This window comes from Allobosea sp. 01N443, assembly GCF_056399325.1.
The window spans coordinates 13,377-34,075 of the sequence record NZ_JBFTRC010000020.1; the positions used below are offsets into that span (position 1 = coordinate 13,377).

16 protein-coding genes are annotated in these 20,699 nt (G+C 66.1%); 11 read left to right on the top strand and 5 right to left on the bottom strand.

Going from position 1 to position 20,699, the window contains the following annotated elements:
• Positions 1-14: 14 nt before the first annotated feature.
• Positions 15-1,871, bottom strand: a complete 1,857-nt coding sequence (locus AC1DRP_RS08190) for a M3 family oligoendopeptidase (protein WP_476768262.1) — start codon at positions 1,869-1,871, stop codon at positions 15-17.
• A gap of 165 nt (positions 1,872-2,036) precedes the next feature.
• Here AC1DRP_RS08190 and AC1DRP_RS08195 point away from each other — a divergent pair, with 165 nt between their 5' ends.
• From AC1DRP_RS08195 to AC1DRP_RS08205, 3 genes are all read left to right on the top strand, one after another.
• Positions 2,037-3,530: a sigma-54-dependent transcriptional regulator gene (locus tag AC1DRP_RS08195; RefSeq protein WP_476768263.1), complete on the top strand. Its 1,494-nt coding sequence runs from the start codon at positions 2,037-2,039 to the stop codon at positions 3,528-3,530.
• 108 nt (positions 3,531-3,638) lie between these two features.
• Positions 3,639-5,564, top strand: a complete 1,926-nt coding sequence (locus AC1DRP_RS08200; protein WP_441504363.1) for a L,D-transpeptidase family protein — start codon at positions 3,639-3,641, stop codon at positions 5,562-5,564.
• A 200-nt stretch (positions 5,565-5,764) separates the two neighbouring features.
• On the top strand, positions 5,765-7,534 hold the full coding sequence (locus AC1DRP_RS08205) for a peptidoglycan L,D-endopeptidase MepK (protein ID WP_476768264.1): 1,770 nt from the start codon (positions 5,765-5,767) through the stop codon (positions 7,532-7,534).
• 18 nt (positions 7,535-7,552) lie between these two features.
• Here AC1DRP_RS08205 and AC1DRP_RS08210 read toward each other — a convergent pair whose 3' ends face one another.
• Together AC1DRP_RS08210 and AC1DRP_RS08215 are read right to left on the bottom strand one after the other, a co-directional pair.
• The gene (locus AC1DRP_RS08210; protein ID WP_476768265.1) at positions 7,553-8,161 is read right to left on the bottom strand and encodes a glutathione S-transferase family protein; all 609 of its coding nucleotides are present in this window, start codon (positions 8,159-8,161) and stop codon (positions 7,553-7,555) included.
• A 78-nt stretch (positions 8,162-8,239) separates the two neighbouring features.
• Positions 8,240-9,241 (bottom strand): LysR family transcriptional regulator, encoded by a 1,002-nt coding sequence (locus AC1DRP_RS08215; RefSeq protein WP_441487938.1) that lies wholly within the window; start codon positions 9,239-9,241, stop codon positions 8,240-8,242.
• A gap of 116 nt (positions 9,242-9,357) precedes the next feature.
• On the opposite strand from AC1DRP_RS08215, the gene AC1DRP_RS08220 reads away from it, so the two are divergent.
• The 8 genes from AC1DRP_RS08220 to AC1DRP_RS08255 all read left to right on the top strand — a co-directional run bounded on the left by AC1DRP_RS08220 (position 9,358) and on the right by AC1DRP_RS08255 (position 16,970).
• Complete coding sequence (locus AC1DRP_RS08220) at positions 9,358-9,963, top strand: FMN-dependent NADH-azoreductase (RefSeq protein WP_441504361.1); 606 nt, start codon at positions 9,358-9,360, stop codon at positions 9,961-9,963.
• A 147-nt stretch (positions 9,964-10,110) separates the two neighbouring features.
• On the top strand, positions 10,111-11,589 hold the full coding sequence (locus tag AC1DRP_RS08225) for an SLC13 family permease (protein WP_441504360.1): 1,479 nt from the start codon (positions 10,111-10,113) through the stop codon (positions 11,587-11,589).
• A gap of 111 nt (positions 11,590-11,700) precedes the next feature.
• Positions 11,701-12,876, top strand: a complete 1,176-nt coding sequence (locus AC1DRP_RS08230) for a glycerate kinase family protein (protein WP_476768266.1) — start codon at positions 11,701-11,703, stop codon at positions 12,874-12,876.
• A complete protein-coding gene (locus tag AC1DRP_RS08235) occupies positions 12,873-14,243 on the top strand; it encodes a S8 family serine peptidase (protein WP_441504358.1) in 1,371 nt (456 codons plus the stop codon). Before AC1DRP_RS08230 ends, AC1DRP_RS08235 begins: the two co-directional genes overlap by 4 nt.
• Before the next feature lie 47 nt (positions 14,244-14,290).
• Positions 14,291-14,860 (top strand): RNA polymerase sigma factor, encoded by a 570-nt coding sequence (locus AC1DRP_RS08240; RefSeq protein WP_476768267.1) that lies wholly within the window; start codon positions 14,291-14,293, stop codon positions 14,858-14,860.
• On the top strand, positions 14,857-15,666 hold the full coding sequence (locus AC1DRP_RS08245) for an anti-sigma factor family protein (protein WP_476768268.1): 810 nt from the start codon (positions 14,857-14,859) through the stop codon (positions 15,664-15,666). The genes AC1DRP_RS08240 and AC1DRP_RS08245 overlap by 4 nt, the downstream gene beginning before the upstream one ends.
• A gap of 85 nt (positions 15,667-15,751) precedes the next feature.
• Positions 15,752-15,883, top strand: a complete 132-nt coding sequence (locus tag AC1DRP_RS08250; RefSeq protein ID WP_441504355.1) for a hypothetical protein — start codon at positions 15,752-15,754, stop codon at positions 15,881-15,883.
• A gap of 367 nt (positions 15,884-16,250) precedes the next feature.
• Positions 16,251-16,970 carry a response regulator gene (locus AC1DRP_RS08255; protein WP_441504354.1) on the top strand — a complete coding sequence of 240 codons (720 nt, stop codon included), beginning with the start codon at positions 16,251-16,253 and terminating at the stop codon, positions 16,968-16,970.
• On the opposite strand, the gene AC1DRP_RS08260 is transcribed toward AC1DRP_RS08255, so the two are convergent.
• Together AC1DRP_RS08260 and AC1DRP_RS08265 are read right to left on the bottom strand one after the other, a co-directional pair.
• Positions 16,934-19,624 carry an ATP-binding protein gene (locus tag AC1DRP_RS08260; protein WP_441504353.1) on the bottom strand — a complete coding sequence of 897 codons (2,691 nt, stop codon included), beginning with the start codon at positions 19,622-19,624 and terminating at the stop codon, positions 16,934-16,936. The genes AC1DRP_RS08255 and AC1DRP_RS08260 overlap by 37 nt on opposite strands.
• Complete coding sequence (locus AC1DRP_RS08265) at positions 19,621-20,517, bottom strand: ABC transporter substrate-binding protein (protein WP_441504352.1); 897 nt, start codon at positions 20,515-20,517, stop codon at positions 19,621-19,623. The genes AC1DRP_RS08260 and AC1DRP_RS08265 overlap by 4 nt, the downstream gene beginning before the upstream one ends.
• Positions 20,518-20,699: the final 182 nt, after the last annotated feature.

Genomic DNA, 20,699 nt, shown 5'->3' on the forward strand with positions numbered 1-20,699 from the left:
GCGCTATTGCGGCCTCACGCCATTCCCTCCAGCTCGATGATCAACCCCTCGATCATGGTGAGGCCGATCTGCCAGAAAGCGGGATCGCGCGCATCGAGACCAAACGGCTTCAGCAGCTCGGAGTGGTGCTTGGTTCCACCGGCCGAGAGCAAGGCGAAATAGCGCTCCTGAAAGCCCCCGGCCGAGTTCTGATAGACGCCGTAAAGCGAGTTCACCAGGCAATCCCCGAAGGCATAGGCATAGACGTAGAAGGGCGAATGAATGAAATGCGGGATATAGGCCCAGAACGGCTCATAGCCCGGTCCAAGCGTGATCGCCGGCCCGAGACTTTCCGCCTGCACGCTCATCCAGAGTTCGCAAAGCTGGTCCGCCGTCAGCTCGCCTGCCTTGCGCGCTTCATGCACCTTGCGCTCGAAGGAGTAGAACGCGATCTGGCGCACGACCGTATTGATCATGTCCTCGACCTTGGCCGCCAGCATCGCCTTGCGCTGCTTCGGATCGGTGGTTCCGTCGAGCAGCTTGCGGAACGTGAGCATCTCCCMGAAAACGCTCGCCGTCTCTGCCAGGGTCAGTGGTGTCGGCGCCATCAGCGCCCCGTTCGGCGCCGCCAGAACCTGATGCACGCCATGCCCGAGCTCATGGGCGAGTGTCATCACGTCGCGCGGCTTGCCCTGGTAGTTCAGCAGGACATAGGGGTGGACCGACGGCACGGTCGGGTGCGCGAAGGCGCCGGGCGCCTTGCCCGGCCGGGCGGGCGCATCAATCCAGCCCTCGTCAAAGAAGCGCCGGGCAATGCCGGCCATCTCGGGCGAAAAGGCGCCATAGGCGTCGAGAACGGTGTCGCGCGCCTCGGTCCAGGGAATCGTGCGCTGCTCGACCTTGGGCAACGGCGCGTTGCGGTCCCAGTAATCGAGGGCCTCGCGGCCAAACCAGCGGGCCTTCAGCTTATAGTAGCGGTGCGACAGGCGCGGATAGGCCTCGCGCACGGCCGCAACGAGAGCATCGACGACCTCGCGCTCGACCCGATTCGCCAGGTGCCGCGAATCGGCGACATCCTCGAATTTGCGCCAGCGGTCGGAGATTTCCTTGTCCTTGGCGAGGGTGTTGGTGATCAGCGAGAACGTGCGCAGATTGCCGCGCAGCACCGTGCCCAGCGCTTCGGCCGCAGCCTTGCGCACCGCGCCGTCGGCATCCTGCAGCTTGTTCAGGGTGAGCTCGAGCGTCAGCTCCTCGCCATTCACCGTGAAGCGCAGCGAGGCGACGGTCTCGTCGAAGAGCCGGTTCCAGGCACCACGCCCAGTCACCGACTTCTCGTGGAACAGTTCCTCGATCCGGTCTTCGAGCTGGTGCGGCTTGTCCTTGGCGAGATCCTCGATCCAGGGTTGCCAATGGCTCAGCGGCGGCTCGGCCGCGATCTTGGCCAGCAGCGCCTCGTCGAGGCGGTTGAGTTCGAGCCCGAAGAACAGCAATTCGGTCGAGGCGGTCGTCATCCGGTCCTGGGTGTCGCCATAGAATTTGGCGCGCTTCGGATCGGTGGTGTCGCCGGAGTAGATGAGGCCGGCATAGGACATGATCTTGCCGAGCAGGTCTTCCAGCCGCTCGTAGGCACGCACGGCTTCAGCGAGTGTCGCGCTCGCGTCGTCACGGGCGGCGAGCTCCGCCAGCTTGCCGCGATAGAGTGCGGCGAAGCGCTGCGAGTCGGTCAGCGCGCGGTCGAGATCGGCGGTGAACTCGGGCGAATCCATCGACGCATAGAGATGGCTGAGATCCCATTCCGGCAGCTTGCCCAGCGCCTTCGCGGTCTTGGCGGCGCTGCTCGCCGCGCTTTTTGCGACGTTGGCGGAGATCGTCCCGTCGAAAGCAATCGTCATGTCAAAGGCACCTCGCTGGCGAAACCATCCTTACCCATATGCGCGGACAAGGCCGCGCGATCAACGCCGCTGCCCGACGCCGGCGCTTAAGAGCGGCTTAACCGTTCTGGATGACAGTGCCCCGAAACGGAACACTGATTCTGCAGCGACCGGCATCGAGGTGACATGACAACCACCGTTCTCGTCGTTGATGACGATCCCGTTCAGCGCCGACTGCTCGACGCCATGCTGAAGCGCTTCGGCTACGACGTCGTCGTGACTGAGAGCGGCGACGAGGCGCTTGCCCTGCTTGGCAATGGCGAGACCGGAGCCTTCGACGCTGTGGTCCTCGACCTGGTCATGCCCAATCTCGATGGCATGGGCGTGCTCTCCCGGCTGCGTGAGCGCGGCATCGACACGCCGGTGATCGTGCAGACCGCGAACGGCTCGATCGAAACCGTGGTCTCGGCGATGCGCGCCGGCGCCGTMGACTTCGTGGTCAAGCCGGTCGGCGCCGAGCGGCTGCAGATATCGATCAAGAACGCGCTGAAGCTCGGCGCGCTCGAACATGAACTGCGCTATCTCAAGCGCCGCGCCTCCGGGCAGCTCGGCTTCCGCGACCTCGCCACCAAGAGCCCGGACATGGGCCGTGTCATCGGACTGGCCGAACGCGCCGCGAAATCGAACATCCCGATCCTGATCGAGGGCGAATCCGGCGTCGGCAAGGAGGTGCTGGCGCGCGCCATCCAGGGCTCCAGCGACCGCAAGGGCAAGCCCTTCGTCACGGTGAACTGCGGCGCAATCCCGCATAATCTCGTTGAATCCATCCTGTTCGGCCATGAGAAGKGCGCGTTCACCGGCGCCACCGAACGCCATATCGGCAAGTTCGTCGAAGCCAATGGCGGCACGCTCTTCCTCGACGAAGTCGGTGAATTGCCGCTCGATGCCCAGGTCAAGCTCCTGCGCGCGATCCAGGAGGGCGAGGTCGACCCTGTCGGCGGCAAGAAATCGGTGCGCGTCGACATCCGGATCATTTCAGCCACCAACAAAAGCCTGCTCGATCAGGTGAAGCGCGGCGAATTCCGCGAGGATCTCTACTATCGCCTGAATGTCTTCCCGATCACGCTGCCGCCACTGCGGCAGCGCTGGGAGGACATCGCCGATCTGGCCCGCGGCTTCCTCGTCCGGTTCGCTGCCGAAGAGGGCAAGAAGCTGCGAGCGATCTCGCCCGAGGCTCTCAACCTGATCAACGGCTATGACTGGCCGGGCAATGTCCGCCAGCTCGAGAATGCGATGTTCCGGGCGGTCGTGCTCGCGGATGGCGATGAGCTGACCGTCGCCGAATTCCCCCAGATCGCGGCGCAGATGGAAGGCTTTGAAGTCCGTATCCCGGCCGCGCCGACCGCAACCGCTCGCCCCGAGCCGCGCGACGAGGCGCCGCGCATCATTCAGGTGCCGGTGCGCGATCCCAATGCGCTCGATTTGGTCGCCGGCTCCGACATCCGCAGGCTCGAAGAGCTCGAGCGCGAGATCATCAAATTCGCCCTGGCGCATTATCGCGGACACATGTCCGAGGTCTCGCGCAAACTCGGCATCGGTCGCTCGACGCTCTATCGCAAACTCAAGGATTACGGGCTGATCGAGGGCGATGACGCATCTGCGAACTCGGATGCGGCATAGGCGTTGTAGAGCTGAAAGATGCCCGCTGTTGCACCCCCGCATCTTGTCGAAACAGGCCGAGTCACGCAGGTATCGCGGATATCGGGCAGAGCTATAGGGAATTGGACCATGCGTCGTCGCCACTGGGCGAGCTTTGCTTCTGCATCGGTCCTGGCCTTGGCCCTTGGTACCGGATATGCGCTTGCGCAGGCTACCCTTGAGCCTCAACTCGGCATCCCCCTGCCCGAGCAGCCGGCACTGCTGATCCTGAATGGCGACAAGCCGCCCGAGAGCCTGACGCCGCCGGTCTTGCCGGAGGTTGTCGTCACGATCGAGACCGCCCCCAAGGCCGCGAACGCCGAGCCGGAGATGGTGACCGGCACGGTTGCCCCCTCGGCCCAGCCACAGGGCGGGCTTGCTCCGCTCGAGGTGCCCCCGACGCCTGCCACGACGCCCGGCGTCGACCTCGACGAGCCTGTGGTGCTCGACATCCCGGCCATCGATCTGCCGCCTTCCGACCCAGCGCTTGTCCCCGCCGCCAGGCCTGCGCCTCTGCGCTCCGCCGAACCCGTGATTGCGCCGCCGGACCTGCCCAAGGTCGTGGTCGAGCTTCCCGCCGGACCGGCGCTCGCCGCCGAAATCACCGAGCGCGCGCCGGAAGCGCTGGCATTGCCGCGCCTCGCGGAACGCGAGCGCAGCGAGATCCTCGCCGCCTATCAGGCTTTCGAGAACCGTCCCTTCTGGATCGACGGCAAGGGCTGGAGCGCGGCGGCCAAGCTGCTCGTGGCGCAGCTAAGCCGCGCCGGCGAGGATGGCCTGCGACCGACCGACTATCCGCTGCCCGTTTTCGAGGCCAGCGACAAGGGCAGCCTCGCCGAGGCCGATGTCCGGCTTTCCGCGCTCGCCGTGCTCTATGCCCGCGACGCGCGCGGCGCCCGCGTCGACCCGCGCCGGCTTTCCAAGCTGCTCACGCCGACACTGTATCTGCCCTCCGCCACCGAGGTTCTCTCCGAGATCGCGGCCGTTCCAGATCCGGGCAAGGTGCTGGCGGCCTACAACCCGCCGCATGAGGGCTATCGCCGCCTGAAGGCCAAGCTCGCCGAGCTGCGCCACCACCAGGACGATACGCCCATGGTGCGCATTCCCGCCGGCCCTCCGCTCAAGCTCGGCATGCGTGACGAGCGCGTACACCTGATCCGCGCCCGGCTCGGCCTCGGCCCGTCCGATGAGGCTGTGTTCGATCGCTCGACCGCCACTGCAGTCGCCGAGTTCCAGAAACAGGCTGGCCTGCGCGCCAACGGCATCCTCAGCGCCCAGACGATTGCGGCGCTCGGCACGCCGGCGACCAACCGCGCCCAGCAGGACATCGTCGCGCAGATGGAGCGCTGGCGCTGGCTGCCCGCCGATCTCGGCCAGACCCATATCATGGTCAATGTGCCGGAATTCCAGATGCGGGTAATCCGCGACGGCAAGGTGGTGCACCACGCCCGCACCATCGTCGGCAAACCTGAATCGGCGACGCCGATTTTCTCGCACCGGATGGACCATGTCGTGGTCAACCCATCCTGGTTTGTGCCGCCATCGATCCTGAAGAAGGAATTCCTGCCCGGCCTCGCCGCCGATCCGGACTATGCCGCCAAGCGCGGCTATGTCGTGACCCGCCGCGGCAACAACATCTCGGTGCGCCAGCCGCCGGGCGAGCGCAACGCGCTCGGCTGGATCAAGTTCATGTTCCCGAACGACCATGCCGTCTACCTGCATGACACGCCGAACCGCCGGCTCTTCGCGACGGAACGCCGGGCCTACAGCCATGGCTGCGTGCGCGTCGACAATCCTTTCCTGCTTGCCGACCAGGTGCTCGGCCCGGAATGGACGACAGAGCGTCTGAAGCGTCTGATCGGCTCCGGTGAGCGCACCATCCGGCTGCCGCAGCCGCTGCAGATCCACCTTGTCTACAACACTCATGTCGTCCAGCCGGACGGCAAGCTGGTGACCTTCGACGATATCTACGGCTTCCACCGCATGGTGCGGCAGGCTCTGGAGCAGCAGGGCTGAGATCGTGGCGAAATGTGGATCGGGCACCTTTTCGCCACGATCCACAGCTAGCCAGCTTCGGTGGAAAGAATCGTAGCGTGCAGGTTACCTGCTTGTTAACCTGCTGTTAACGCATCTCCGCAACTGTTCGTTGACGTTTGCCGAGCTCCTTGCCGGCGCATCGAGACGGGTCGAGTAGCTTGAGCAGATCCTCAGCCACCATGCCGAGACGGCTTCTGCTGCGCGTTACGCCGGGTTTCCGTGGCGGACTGACGATGGCCATTGCATTCGCGGCCCTCGTCTGCGGCATCCGCGGCACGCAGAACGCCGTCGCCAATGGCGACACGCGCACGATCTCCATCCGGCACATGCACACCAAGGAAGAGATCACCGTAACCTTCAAGCGTGACGGACGTTATGTCGCCGAAGGCCTGGAGAAGCTGAACTGGGCCCTGCGCGACTGGCGCATCGACGAACCGATCAAGATGGACCCGCGCCTGTTCGACGTCGCCTGGGAGGTTCAGCGCACCGTCGGCTCCGAGCAGCCCTTCCACGTCGTCTCAGCCTATCGCTCGCCCGGTACCAATTCGATGCTGCGCCGACGCTCGCGCGGCGTCGCCAAGCACAGCCAGCACACGCTCGGCAAGGCGATGGACTTCTACCTGCCGGATACCCCGACAGCCAGGATTCGCGAAGCCGGCATGCGGCTGCAACGCGGCGGCGTCGGCTTCTATCCGGGCGCGCATACGCCATTCGTCCATCTCGATGCCGRCTCGGTCCGCTCCTGGCCGCGCATGACGCGCGACCAGCTGGTGCGCCTCTTCCCGGACGAGAAGACCGTGCATCTGCCGGCCGATGGCCAGCCGCTTGCCGGATACGAGCTGGCCAAAGCCGATGTCCTGGCGCGCGGCGGTGCCGTGGCTGGTTATGCCGCCGCCGATCTCGATGAAGGCGCGGTGATTTCATCCGGTCGCAAGAGCCTGTGGGCCGCCCTCTTCGGCGGCGATGACGAGGAGGCGGATGCACGGCCACAGCGCGGGCGCGCCCCCGCGCCGAAGCCGCAGCCGGTCGTCATGGCCTATGCCCGCCAGAATTACGCCGACAGCAGCTCGGAGGATGGCGGCACGCGCTTCGGCGCATCGCTCGTCGCGGTCCCGGCTCCGGAGCCGGCTCCGCGCGTGACCCGCCCCATCCGTCAGGCCCCCGTCCCGGCCGAGCCGCCGGTTCAGGTCGCGGCGCTCGCACCAGCGCCCGCTCCCGAAGAGGTCAGGCCGAAGCTGATCGACGCGCCGCTTCCCATCGCACGCCCTGGCGGCCTCACTCCGCCGGCTGGGCAGCAGGGCGTTGTCCAGGTTGCTGCACTGCCGCAGCAAGGCGGAGCACTTGCCTTCGCACCTCAGCTTGCGCCCGGCGGCCGCCCCGGCGAGGAGCAGAAATTGATCTTGGCCTCGCTGCCGCCGCGCCGTCCCGGCGAAATGACGGCACTGGTCGAGACGGTCGTCGCCGGCAAGCCGATGGCCGCCCCGCTGCCGCCTTCGCGTCCGGTCGCCTTTGCGAACCTGGCCACGGCCTCGTTGCGCGGCAGCGATGCCGACCCGGTGCCGGCCGTCCAGCAGGAAGGCAGGCTGGTCACGATCACTCATCCGATGCCGCCGAGCCGGCCGCAACTCGGCAGCACCGTGATTGCCCGGACCGAGCGGAACAACGGTGGCAGCCCTGCACCCACGCCGATCGTTGCGCAATATGACGCCGACCGTTCGAACCTGGACTCGCTCTTCGCCGCCGTTAGCCGTCCCGCGCCCGAAGGTCGCAAGGTGACGGTTGCGACCGCACGCGCCAAGGCCGCCTCGGCCCCGCCACCCGGCTGGGTCCAGGGCCCCGGTCCGGCCGCCTCGCTCGGCTTCAGCCATGCCGATCCGAGCGACGCCAAGACCGGCAGCTTCAGCGGCCCTGCGGTGAAACCACTGCCGACGAACTTCGTCCAGAACTGAGCAGGCTGAACCGGGGGCTCACTCCCGGTCGATTGGCCAGGCCTTGAACACGGCCAGCTCCTCGCAGGCGCGCGCCTGAGCAGCAAGAGCCGGCCAGCGGCTCTCCTCGACATAGTCCGGGATCACGAAGCGGCAGAACCCCCAGGCGATGGCAGCTGCGATATCGGCAGGCTCGAGCTCCGGCCCCGAGCCCAGTTCACCGCGCTGGGCCGCCTGATCCAGCAGATCGAGCGCAGTGTGCAACTGCGTCACGATGCGCTCCTGCCAGKGTGCATAGCGCTGGGCTTCGGGACGCTTGCGCTCATATTCCACCGAGACGGCCTTGTCCGCCGCGACGATGCCAATGCCGGTCAGGCTGAGATCGCGGACCCGGGCAGTGTCTTCGATCGGTCGCAGGGAACGGCCGGCGACATCCTCGAAATGCTGGATGATCAGCAGCGACTCGCTGATTACCGTGCCATCCTCGCAAACCAGCGAGGGTGCCTTGATCAATGGATTGATCGCCCGGAACGCATCCATGTGGCGGAACACGGAGACCGAGCGATGCTCGAATTCGACCTCGAGCAAGGTTCCGGTAATGGCGGCGCGCCGCACATAGGGACTRTCCAGCATTCCAACGAGCAGCATCGCAATCTCCGTTTGTGAGCGCGTGCAGACTGGCCGCTCGTTCAGGGAATGCAACGCCAAATCATGTGATGCCGAAGATCACGCCAATTGATGTGCAGGCAGCCCGGCCTCCGACGCGACGGCATCATCGGAAACCGGCTCCGCGCCGAAGGACAATCCGCGCGCCTTCGCCGCCATCTGGCAGCGATCCCAGCTCGGCTCGCCTCCGAAATGCTCGACCAGGAGATCGATCAGAACGCGCACTTTGCCGGGAACATAGGCGCCTGGCGGGCGCACGACAAAGAGCCCCTGCTCCTTCATCGGATAGTCCAGCAACAAATGCTCGAGCGCGCCTCTACTGATCGCGTCCGTGAGCATGAAGGTCGGCAGCACGGCGAGCCCGAGCCCCGCCTCCGCCCATTCCGCCAGGGTTTCGCCACTGTCCGAGCGCATCCGGCCGGTCGGCCTGACCGAAACCCAGCGCTTGCTCATCCGAAAGGTCCAGTCTGTCGTCGCTGTACCGGTATAGATGAGGCAGTCGTGCTCGGTCAGGTCGAGCGGCGAGATCGGGCGGCCCCTGCGATCGAGATAGCCCGGGCTTGCGACCACGGCTCCGTAGACCGGCGCGATGCGCCGCGCGACCAGGCTGGAATCCTTGAGCGTGCCGATCCGGATCGCCGCATCGAAACGTTCGCCGATCAGATCGACATAGCGGTCGCTGGCCTCGACATCGAGCTCCAGCTTGGGGTGACGATGCGCCAGCTCGGCGAGGACCGGCGCGACATGGCGCACGCCGAAGGTCAGCGGCATCGACAGGCGCAGCCTCCCGGCAACGCCACCGGTCTGCTGCGCCACCGATTCACGCGCCTCCGCGAGATCCGCAAGGATGCGTTCGCCGCGCGCCTTGAACTCGATCCCGGCCTCCGTGGGGCTGATGCCGCGGGTCGTGCGGCTGAGCAGCCGGGTACCGAGATCGGCCTCGAGTCGAGCGATGCGACGGCTGACGATAGACTTCGACAGACCCAGCACCTTGCTCGCGCGCCCGAAGCCACCGGTCTCGACCACGGCGATGAAGCTGCGGATGTCATCGAGCTCCGACATGAGAGTGTTCCCCTGAGAGCAACAGTATGGTTCCCACTATGGGCGTTCTGGTGCGTGAAGTGAACCGCTATGTTGCACTGCATCGAGGCCATTCCCTCCGTTTCAGGATCGCAACCATGTCCAACCTTCTCGTTCTCAACAGCAGCGCCCTCGGCTCGGCTTCCGTTTCGAAGCAGCTCGTCCAGGATACCGTCACCCGACTCACCGCCCAGAACCCTGGCCTGAAGGTCGTCGAACGTGACATCGGCCTGGCCCCGGTTCCGCATCTGACCCTCGATTCCGCGACCGCCATTCGCGGCGGCGAGCCGGCCAATCCGGCTCAGGTAGAAGCCCGCACGCTGTCCGATGCGCTCGTAGAGGAACTGAAGGCGGCCGATATCATCGTGGTCGGCGCGCCGATGTACAATTTCGGCATCTCGTCGACGCTGAAGGCCTGGTTCGACTATGTGCTGCGCGCCGGCGTGACCTTCCGCTACACCGAGTCTGGCCCGGAAGGCCTGATGACCGGCAAGCGTGCGATCGTGGTCGAGAGCCGCGGCGGTCTCTACAGCAGCGGCCCCGCCCAGATCATGGACTCGCAGGAGCCGCATCTGCGCACCCTGTTCGGGTTCATGGGCATCACCGATGTCACGTTCATTCGCGTCGAGAAGCTCGCTTTCGGTCCCGAGGCACGCGAGCAGGCGATCAACGCCGCCCAGGCCGAACTTAAGCTGGTTGCCTGAGCCTGATATTTCGCCAGGACAGGGCCGGCGTCGGGAAACTGACGCCGGCCTTGTCTATGCAGGGTCAACTCCGCCACGCCGGGCGGACTGAGCAACTGCTGCGCCGAGCCGAGGGAATAAGACGCGTTCTCGCTCGTTTCTCTCGACATGAGCAGCGTCCTCCCCCCTCCTCCCGTCGTGATCGCGCCGGTGCAGCCGTCCCGACATGCCGGTGCGCCTCTGGCGCCGCCCGGCGCGCCCGGCACATTCATCCGTTTCGCCGCCATAGCCCTCGCGTCGGCTGCGGCATCGTCGATCTGGTTCGGGGCCCCACTGGCACCGGATGCCAGGATCGTGCTGATCGTCTTCTCCCTCGCCACCATCGGCTGGACGATGACGGCGATCGACGACACGCTGATCGCCCTTGCGGCCGCAGCGGCCCTGGTCGCAACCCGCACGGTGCCGACCGAACAGCTCTATCTCGCACTTGGCAGCGAGTTGATCTGGCTGTTGATCGGTTCCTTCGTGATCGCGGCCGCACTGCGCGCTTCCGGCCTCGCCGAACGCCTGGCCCTGTCGGCGCTGCAGCCCTTCTCGCGCGTATCCTCGCTCTTCTTCTCCGTGACCTTCGTCATCATTGCCACCGCCTTCCTCGTCCCCTCGACCTCCGGACGCGCCGCATTGCTGTTGCCGGTCTATCTGGCGCTGGCCGAGGCGATCGATGACCGCCGTATCAACCGGGCATTGGCGCTGCTGTTTCCCTCCGTCATCCTGCTATCGGCGGGCGGATCGCTGATCGGAGCCGGCGCGCATCTGATCGCGGTCGAGATGATGACAAGGGCAGGCCGCCCGGGGCTGGACTATCTCGACTGGATCGTCCTCGGCCTGCCCTTCGCGGTGCTGTGCAGCCTCGCCGCCACGATCGCCATTCTCACGCTGTTCCTGTCTCGCGCCGAGCGCAGCTGCTCGCTGGAGCGACGCTCGCCTGAGCGAACGCCTTTGACCCGACCACAAATCCATGTGCTCGCGGTCGCTGTCACAGTGATGATCGGCTGGAGCACGCAAAGCTGGCACGGCATCGACATCGCGATCGTGACATTGCTCGGCGCTGTCGCGGTCACTCTGCAACCGCTCGCTCCAGTCTCGATGAAACAGGCCGTGAAAGCGACGGAATGGCAGCTCATCCTGTTCCTCGCGGCGACGACACTGATGGGTGGCGCGCTGATCGAAACCGGGGCGGCGGGCGCGATCGTCAAGGGCCTGCTCGGCCTTCTGCCCGGTGAAGCGCTGACAACGCCATGGCTGCTGGTCGGGGTGATCTGTGCCATCGCGCTGCTCTCGCACCTGGTCATCACCTCACGCTCGGCCCGCGCCGCGGTGCTGATTCCGATGCTCGCCTTGCCGTTCGCGGCGCAGGGTTACGATCTCCGCGCGCTGGCTTTCGTCATCGTGATGGGAACCGGCTTCTGCCAGACCTTGCCGGTCAGCGCCAAGCCGGTTGCACTCTTTGCCGGGCTCGCCCGGCCGACCTATCAGCCGCGCGACCTCGTACTGCTATCGGCGGTATTGCTACCCCTGATCTTCGCCCTACTCATGGGCTTCGCGACCTACATCTGGCCACTGATGGGCCTGCCGCTGCTGCGTTGACCGGCCCTTCGCGGGCGGCCGCAGAAATTATTGAGCCGGCATGGAATAAGCGCGCACAGGCTTCGTTTGGCACAGGGAGGCACGAGCCTCCCTGTGTTCGAGGAGCCCAACATGACCCTCAAGATCCTGATCGCCCCCTCCGGTTTCAAGGAAAGCCTGGATGCGAGCGCTGTCGCAGCGGCCATCGCGCTAGGCGTGAAGACTGGCATGCCCGACGCTGACACCCTGCTTGCCCCCCTCGTCGATGGAGGAGAAGGTTTCACCAAGGCGCTCGTCGCCGCGACCGGAGGCCGTCTCCATCGCCTCACCGTGACGGGGCCGGTCGGCGAGCCGGTCGAGGCCTTCTTCGGCTTCCTCGGGCGTTCCGGACCAAGGACGGCTGTCGTCGAGATGGCCGCCGCTGCCGGGCTCGCACTTGTTCCTCGTGATCGGCGCAATCCGATGCTGACCACCAGCTACGGTGTCGGCGAACTGATCCGTGCCGCGCTCGACGCCGGCGCCGAGCGCATTCTGGTCGGCTGCGGCGACAGCGGCATCAATGACGGCGGCGCCGGAATGGCAGATGCCCTCGGCATCAGGCTGCTCGACGCTTCGGGCCGGCGCATCGGCCGGGGCGGCGGCGCACTTGCCACTCTCGCCCAGATCGACCTGAGCGGCCGGGATCCCCGCCTTGCGACCACCCGGATCGATGCTGCGGTCAACTGGCACAATGTCCTGCTCGGCCGCAACGGTGTCGCCCGGGTCTTTGCTCCCCAGAAKGGCGCAACGCCGGAGCAGGTGGTCGCGCTCGAGCAGGCGCTGCATGTCTATGCAGCTCAACTCCAGGCTGCGACGGGCGACGATACGAGCACAGCGCCCGGTTGTGGTGCCTCTGGCGGGCTGGGCGCCGGTCTCCAGGCGCTCCTAGGCGCGAGGCTGCATCCGCGGTACAACATCGTCATGCAATATCTGGCTTTTGATGACTTGCTGGGTCAGGCCGACCTGGTCATTACGGCCGAAGGCTGCCTCGACGAGCAGACACCGTTCGGCAAGATTCCCGCCGAGGTTGCGCGCCGGGCCAAGAAGCGGGGCATCCCGGTCATCGCGCTTGCCGGAACCATCGGCCGCGGCCGTGTCCGCATCAATTTCGAGCATGGGATCGATGCCTTCGCGAGCATCTTGAAGCGTCCCTGCACGCTGGAAGAGGCCATCGCCGAAACCGAGAAGCTGCTGCGCCGTGCGGCCGAAGACGCGATCCGGATGGTCGGCGTCGGCATCAGGCTGCAGCATGAAGGACACGCCGCGTGAGCGACCTGCGTGGCACCCAGGCCAGGGCGCTCGCGCTCGGCCTCGTGCTGGCTCTGTCGCCGCTGCCCGGCCCGGGCAACGCGGCATGGCAGGCGCCTGCGGCGCTTGCCGATGACGATGGCGGGGACGGTGGCGGCGGTGGAGCCGGCGGCGGCGCAGGCGGTGGCACCGCAGGCGGCGGCGGAGGCGGTGACGGCGTCGACCCAGCGCGCTATCGCGGCACCGGGACCGGCCCCTTCAACCTGCTCAGGCTCTTCGGCATTGAAGGCCGTGCCCCGCAGCGTCCGCGGCGGGCGGGGCCGCCCACGCCACAAGCGTCTCCGCGCGAGCTTGTCGCCAGCGGGCTCGTCGAAGCCGATTTCGACAAGCTTCGCCGCGACGGCTTTCGGATCATGGCACAGCGGCAGCTCGCCTTGCTGCCCGGTCTGTCGGCCCGGCTGCGCGTTCCGCGTGGCCTCTCAACCGCGCGTGCGCTGCAGCGGGTGCGCTCGCTCGCGCCTTCGGCGCTGGTCGATCTCAACCATCTCTATCGCAGTCTGGCTGCCCCCTGTTCCGAGGCACGCTGCTTCTCCCTGACGACCCCGGAAGCACGGATCGAGGGCACCTGTCGCGCCCATGGCACGATCGGCATGGTCGACACCGCAGTCGATGCCGAGCACCCGTTCCTGTCGCACAGCGGCATTGTCACCGAGGTGGTGCGAGCCCCGGACTACCGGCCAGCTCGCGACACGCACGGCACCGATATCGCGATCCTGCTGACCCGGAACGGACCGGGCCCGGCCGGGGCGCGGGTGATCGCGGTCGACGCCTTCCATCGGCGCGCGGGTGGCGCCAGCACAGACAGCCTCGACCTCGTAACGGCACTCGACCGTCTGGCGGAACGTTCCGTACCCGTGGTCAATCTCAGCCTCGCGGGGCCGGCCAACGCATTGCTCGACCATGCCGGCCGGGCGATGCAGCAGCGCGGCACAGTCCTAGTCGCCGCCGCCGGCAATGACGGGCCGGGCACCGAACCGCGTTATCCCGCGGCCTATCCATGGGCGGTCGCGGTGACGGCCATCGACCGCGAGCGCCAGGTCTTCGCCCGCGCGAATCGCGGCGCACATATCGCCTTTGCGGCCCCTGGCGTGCGTATCCAGATGCCCGACAAGGCCTTGCGCCCGGGTCGGCTGCGCTCGGGAACCTCCTATGCCGCGCCACTGGTCGCCCTCGCCTTCTCTCAGCGCCGCTCCGCCGATCAGGGCGCGACACCGCAGATGCTCGTGGCGGCACTGTCCAGCGAGGCGACCGATCTCGGGGAGCCGGGCCGCGACCCTGTCTTTGGCTGGGGTCTGCTGGAATGCCGGCCGCAGCCCGCGCAGCCATAGGTCGATGCGCGATCTTGCCTGCTGATCCTGACGACAAGGATACGACTTTGGACATCGTCCAATCCCATATGACGGCCTCCACCGGAACGACGGCCGCGTCGGCAGGCACCGAGCCGCCCCTGTCGGCCTTCGCCAGCGAGCTTGTGGCCTTGCTGCCGAGACTGCGCCGGTTCACGCTCTCCCTGACCCACTCGGCGAGCGAGGCCGACGAACTCGCCCAGGCAACTTGCCAGCGGGCCCTCAAGGCACAGGCGCTCTGGCAACCCGGTACCCGGCTCGATGCCTGGCTGTTCAGGATTGCACGCAACCTCTGGATCGACTCGCTCCGCAAGCGCCGTAGCGAAGGACAAAGCGAGGCTCTCGAGGACCATCTCGATCTCGCCGGGGAAGACGGCCGGCATGTCGGCGACGTCGCCTTGACCGTCGATTCCGTTCAACAGGCGCTGGGAGCCATGCCGTCCGACCATCGCGAACTGCTGATGATGGTCTGTGTCGACGGAAAGAGCTACCGCGAAGCCTCGCAGCAGCTCTCGATCCCGCTCGGCACGGTCATGAGCCGGCTCTCGCGAGCCCGCCAGGGCCTCGCGGCGAAACTTGGAATGGACAAGACATCATGACGAGCGCGGTTTCGGACGAAATGTTGCTGGCCCTGGCCGACGGCGAACTCGAGAAGGCCACGGCCGATGCGCTGCATGCGCGGGTCATGGCCGAGCCAGAACTCGCCGAGCGCTTTGYCCTGTTCGTGGAAAGCCGGGCGCTGCTGGAGGACGCCGGCAGCTCCGATCAGGCCGTGYCGCCGCACCTGCTCGCAGCGATTCGCGCCGCCGACGGAGTCAGGCCAGGTCGGCATGGCCTGGCAGTGATCGAGGGCGGCGCCACACTCGCAGCGCCCGCCCCGGCCGTCTCCCCGCGCTCCCTCCCGCGCCGCCCGGGCTGGCAACTGCCTCTGGCAGCCTGCTTTGCGCTGCTTATCGGCGGGATCGCCGGTTACCGGATCGGCTCGGAAACGCCTAGCAACCCAGATCCTAGCGGCGTCGCCCTGTTCCAATCGGCCCGCGCGGCTCTCGACACGGCGCTCGGCAGCTCGGCAAGTGGCAGCAGCACATCATGGCCGCACGGCGCTGCCGGCGGCAGCATCACGCTGGTCTCGTCACATCGACTGGGAGACGGCACGCTCTGCCGCGAATATACGCTCGCCAGCGCCGCGCAGGGAGCAGATCGCTGGAAGGGCATCGATTGCCGCGTCGAGGGCCGCTGGCGCACCGAGCTTGTCATTGCCCCCCCCTCGTCGGAGGGTGGGTATCGCCCTGCCAGCGGAGACAGCGCAGCGGACGCTTTCCTGCAGGACCGCAATGCGGAAGGCCCCCTCGCCCCGGCTGCGGAAGCAGAACTCCTGAACGCACTGGCTCGACCGAAACGCTGATCCTGCCTACGCTTTGCCCCCCGAAAGGCCATAATGCCTGCCCTTTGGTGGTAGCTCGCTGTCGTCCCGACCATGGGAGAATGGAATGGCACCCTTGCTCGACATCGACGGCTATCTCGCCGTTCAGGCGCTTGAGGTGGCTCCCGGCTGGACCCAACCCAGCTATGTCGGCTGGGCCGCGCCGGAGCGCCTGCTACGTGGCCATCGCATCAAATAGAACAACCCGCGCAAGCGCTGCTGCGAGCAGTCGCCCTTGCGCGCCGGAATGGCCATTCGCGTGCATGTGATCAGCGTTAGAACATGGTTTGCCCTCTGGAAAGTGGCTCCCTTTGAAATAGGCCTTTGAACCGAGGATGCCGGCCATGCCATGGAAGAAGCACGTGTCCCAAAGGGCGCTGTCCGGCTGGCCAGGGCGACTTGCCGACTATCCGCAGGCAAACCGCCCCGCTTCGATTGGAAAGCGAACAGCCGTTCACAATCGGGGCTTCGGCAGGTTGCAGCGCGTCAGTCGCTGTTGGATCGTCCGCTCCATGATGTAGCACGGCCTCGTTGACGTTCGGATGGCCAGGGAAGACCAAGGACCGATGGATACGACACCCCGCGAGCGGCTCGTCATCGTCGAAGATGACCCCGTCACCCGCGCGGTCATCGCGGGATATTTCATCGACCAGGGGTTTCACGTCCAGGAGGCGGAGACCATCGCCCAGGCCAGGCGGACGATCCAGCGCTTCAAGCCGGAACTGATCTTCATCGACGTCGTCTTGCCTGATGGAGACGGGTTCGAGCTGGCAAAGGAGCTTCAATCGGTTTCCGACGCCGGAATCATCTTCGTGACGCGTCGCGATGCCGACATCGATCGGATCGTCGGCCTCGAGCTTGCCGGTGACCACTATGTCAACAAGCCCGTCGACCTGCGTGACCTTCTCGCCAGAACCCGCTCCCTGCTGCGGCGCCGCAAGATCGAGCGGGACATGGCCCGGCGCAGCACCACGGCCACCTTTGGCCCCTTCATCATGGATTTTCTGCGGCGTGAGCTCGCGACGATCAATGGCGACCCCATTCGCCTGACGCGAGGCGAGTTCGACTTGCTTGCAGCTCTCGTCGAAAGCGATGGCCGCCCCTTGAGTCGCGACTATCTGATCGAGGTCGTCAGCAATCGCTATACCGATGTCGACGCGCGAAGTGTGGATGCCTTGGTCGCGCGTCTGCGGAGGAAGCTGGGACATGGTGGAAAGCCGGGCATGATCGCGACCGTCAGCGGGATCGGCTACAAGCTCGGCGTGCCAGTCGAACGCAACACCTGACGGGCCGCTCCGGCTGCCGACCTGTCCCCGAACCCATCCAGGGTCTCCAGCGCCTCGCTACGGTCGCGGTCGAGCGCTTCGATGGCGAGGATAAGCTCCTCGCGATCGGCGACCATTGCGTCGCGCTCCAGCGCACTGGCTTGTGCGAAGACACGCCCGAGGCCGACGGCCCCGGCGGAACTCGCGAGCTGGTGAGCCAATCGGCTAAGTTCGGCCCGGTCGACAGCCCGGAGCGCCGCCCGCATCCCCTTCAGGATTTTCTCGGATACGGTCGCGAAGAGCGCCACGAGTTGCCGCGTGCGCTCGCTTCCGATCAGTCGACTCTGGGTCTGGAAGAAGCTTGCGTCGACCGGCTGGTCCACTGAGAGGGACACGACCGGACCTTGGCCGCTGCGACTGCTCCCGCGCCCTATGACCTGTAGCAGCGCTACAGAAGTAATGGGCTTGGACAGGATCGCCGTCAGCCCGGCTGCTCGCATCCGCCGCATCGTCTCCGGGGAGACATCGGCCGTCAGCGCGACGATCCGGGGTTGCGTGATGTTCGGCAGCTCGCGGACCGCAAGCGCGGTTTCGATTCCGTCGATTCCGCTCATGTGCATATCGAGCAGGACAATGTCGAAGGCGCGATTACGCAGCGTTGCCAGGGCAGCTTCGCCCGAGGCCACGGCCTGCACTTTGTGGCCGGCCTTCCCGACCATGACCCGGGCGACCTCTCGCGTCACAGGATCATCGTCGACCACGAGCACGCGTTGCAGCTGCGCCGTCGCCATAGGCCCGGACCGCGCGGCGGCCTTGGCCGCAACCATCGGCAAACGGACAATGAAGGTGCTGCCTTGCCCGCGACCGCTGACGACGGAAATCGTGCCGCCCATCAGTTCGCTCAGCTTGCTGCAAATCGCCAACCCGAGCCCGACCCCGCCATTGCGCCGGCCCGTGTCCGGGTCGACCTGCACAAAGTCGTGGAAGATGTGGCGTTGCATCGCCGGCTCGATGCCTATGCCGGTATCGCGGACCGTGAGCGTCAATTCTGAATTTTCCGCAGATGGACAAGGCTGGAGCTCAGCGCCGAATTCGATTCCGCCACGCTCCGTGAAACTGATCGCATTGCGCAAGAGATTGATCAGAATCCGGTGGATCTTGCCGGGATCGCCGTGCAACTGCAGGCCGCCGGCTGGGGGCAGACGCAGTGTCAGGACAAGTCCCTTCTGCTCGGCGAGGGGGCGCATCAGCGCCGCGGCGGCGTTCAGGAGCGCGCCCAACTCGAAATTGCGCAGATCCAGGCTTTCGGTTCCTGCCTCCAGCCGGGACAGGTCAAGCGTCGCATTGGCCAGATCGACCAGGGCCTCGCCCGAGGTCGCCGCCATGGCGACGAGGCGGCGATCGCGTTGGCTCAGGCGACCACGGTCGAGAAGCTCCAGAACCCCGAGTACGCCCGAGAGCGGCGTGCGGATATCGTGGCCGACAACCGCCAGAAACCGGGACTTTGCCCGCGTCGCCTCTTCTGCCGCCCGTTGTCCGGCCGAAGCAAGCTCGAGAGCGGCCTCCAGGGCCGCTGTACGCTCCGTGACCTTGTCCTCCAGAACCGCGCGGCTTTCCTCGAGGCGCTGAGCCATCAGGTTGAACTGCTCGCCGAGCTGCTGCAATTCATCGCCGGTGTTGATGCTGATCCGCTCGTCCAATTCGCCTCGGCCAATCCGCGCGGCGCCGTCGCCGAGGGCCTTGATCGGGGCGACAAGTTTCCGGCTCAAGATGATGCCGGCCAGCACGGCAGCGGACAGTGCGAGGACCAGAAGCACCAGCGAGCGCAGGAGCGACGCCTTGATCGATGCGAAAGCTTCACTCTCTGGCAGGTCGATCACCACCTTCCAGTCGAGGTCCGGGACCGAAGCCATCACGGACAGCACTTTCCGGCCTTCGATATCCGTCATCGAAAGTCCTGCACCGGTCACTCCGGCCGCCTCATGCGCACTCACCAGGCTGGCAAGATTGGTGTTCCTTAGTACGAAGCGCAGATCGGGATGCGCGATCAACCGCCCGGAACCCGTGACGATATACGCGCGACCGGTCTCACCGACCTTCAGCCGGGACACCAGATCACGGATGAAGACGAGGTTGACGGTCGCCTGTGCAACCCAGTGCGGAGATGCCGCTCGCTTGAGCAGCATCATATAGGGTTCCGAGCCGCGCCGGAATTGGACATCGCTGTAATAGCTGCCCTGCGCCAGGGCGGCCTGGAAACCCTGATCAGTCGACCAGTTGACGTCGCCACCGGTTTGGTCGCGGCTGACGCGCGAAAGCGAGAGTTGCTCGCGTCCCGCCGGATCGATCTGGCGTAATTCGAGAATGGCCGGAACCTGCCGCAGCAGCCGCAGGCCGTCGAGGCGGCGTTCCTCGGGTGGAGTGTTGCTCGCGCCGCTTTGGGAGATCCAGTCCAGGTGTTGCATGATCTCCGCCACGAAGGCGCCGATCCGCTGCGCTGCGGCCTGGGCCTGCTCCTGCTGAACGCGCACCACCAGCGCCCTCTGATCCGAGAAGGCGAAGAACGTTGCAATTGCCGTATTGAGCCCAAGCGCGAGGCAGATCGCGACGCCGACGAAAACCGCATATTTGCGGGTGAGAGCACCTCGCGGCCGAGAAGTCTCGCCCTGCGTCACGAAACGATCCGTGTCGCGCGAATCCGGAGCGAAAGCGGCACGCTCAATCCCAGAGATGCGGCGGCCATTTCGTTGATGACCAGTTCGAAGCTGCGCGAGAACTGCACCGGCAACTCGGCGACATTCGCACCACGCAAGATAAGGTCGCTATAGGATGCGATGAGGTCGCTCGCCTCGTCCCGCCCCCCCGTATACGACATCAGCCCGCCCTGGCGCGTGAAGGTGTCGAACGGATAGATGGCAGGAAGGCGATGCCGGGCGCTGGCCTTGGCACATTGCGCCGCGTGGCGGAACGTGAAGCTGTCGGGCAGGAACACCAGCCCGCCATCGCTGCCCTGTCCTGCGAAGTCCGCGATCGCACCCTCGATGCCGTTCGGGTCCATCACTGCCACCGGGCCAAGAGACAACCGAGCATAGGCAGCCGCCGCCCTCAGGCGCGCGAGATAGGTTTCACCTGCTGCAGGGGTCGTGCGCGGATTGAATACCACGCCGACCCTGCGTGTCTCGGGCGCAATCTCGGTCAACAATTCCAGCCATTTATCCGCCATGACCGGGTCGTTGTTGCTGAACCCCGTGGCATTACCCTCCGGCCGCTCCAGAGAACGCACGAAGCCGCTCCCGACCGGATCAGAGGCCGTGCCGAACAGCACCGGCATCGTCCGGGTCAAGGCGAGGACAGCAGCGGTTTCGGCACTGGAGCTGACGATGATGATATCGGGATTGTCCCGGACCAGCTCCGCCGCCGCTCGCGCAAGATCGGCTTCGCTCGAGCCCGAGAATCGCGTGCCCAAGCGCAGGTTCTGGCCCTCGATCCAGCCTCGCTCGGCAAGGCGTTGTCGGATTTCCTGCAACCTCGCCTGGACGATCGGGGCGTCCAGCGGGAGGCTGATCATGACCGCGATATGCTTGAGGCGTTCGGTCGCGCGCACCGGCTGCGCAAACGCAGTGACTCCGCACGACGCCAAACCGGCCAGAAAGGAACGACGACGCATGCGGGCAAGTCGGGGCAATGTGGAGGGCAAGGGCAGCTTCGCACGCAGCGCCGAAAGCGTCGAGAGCGAGTTCCACCACTTTC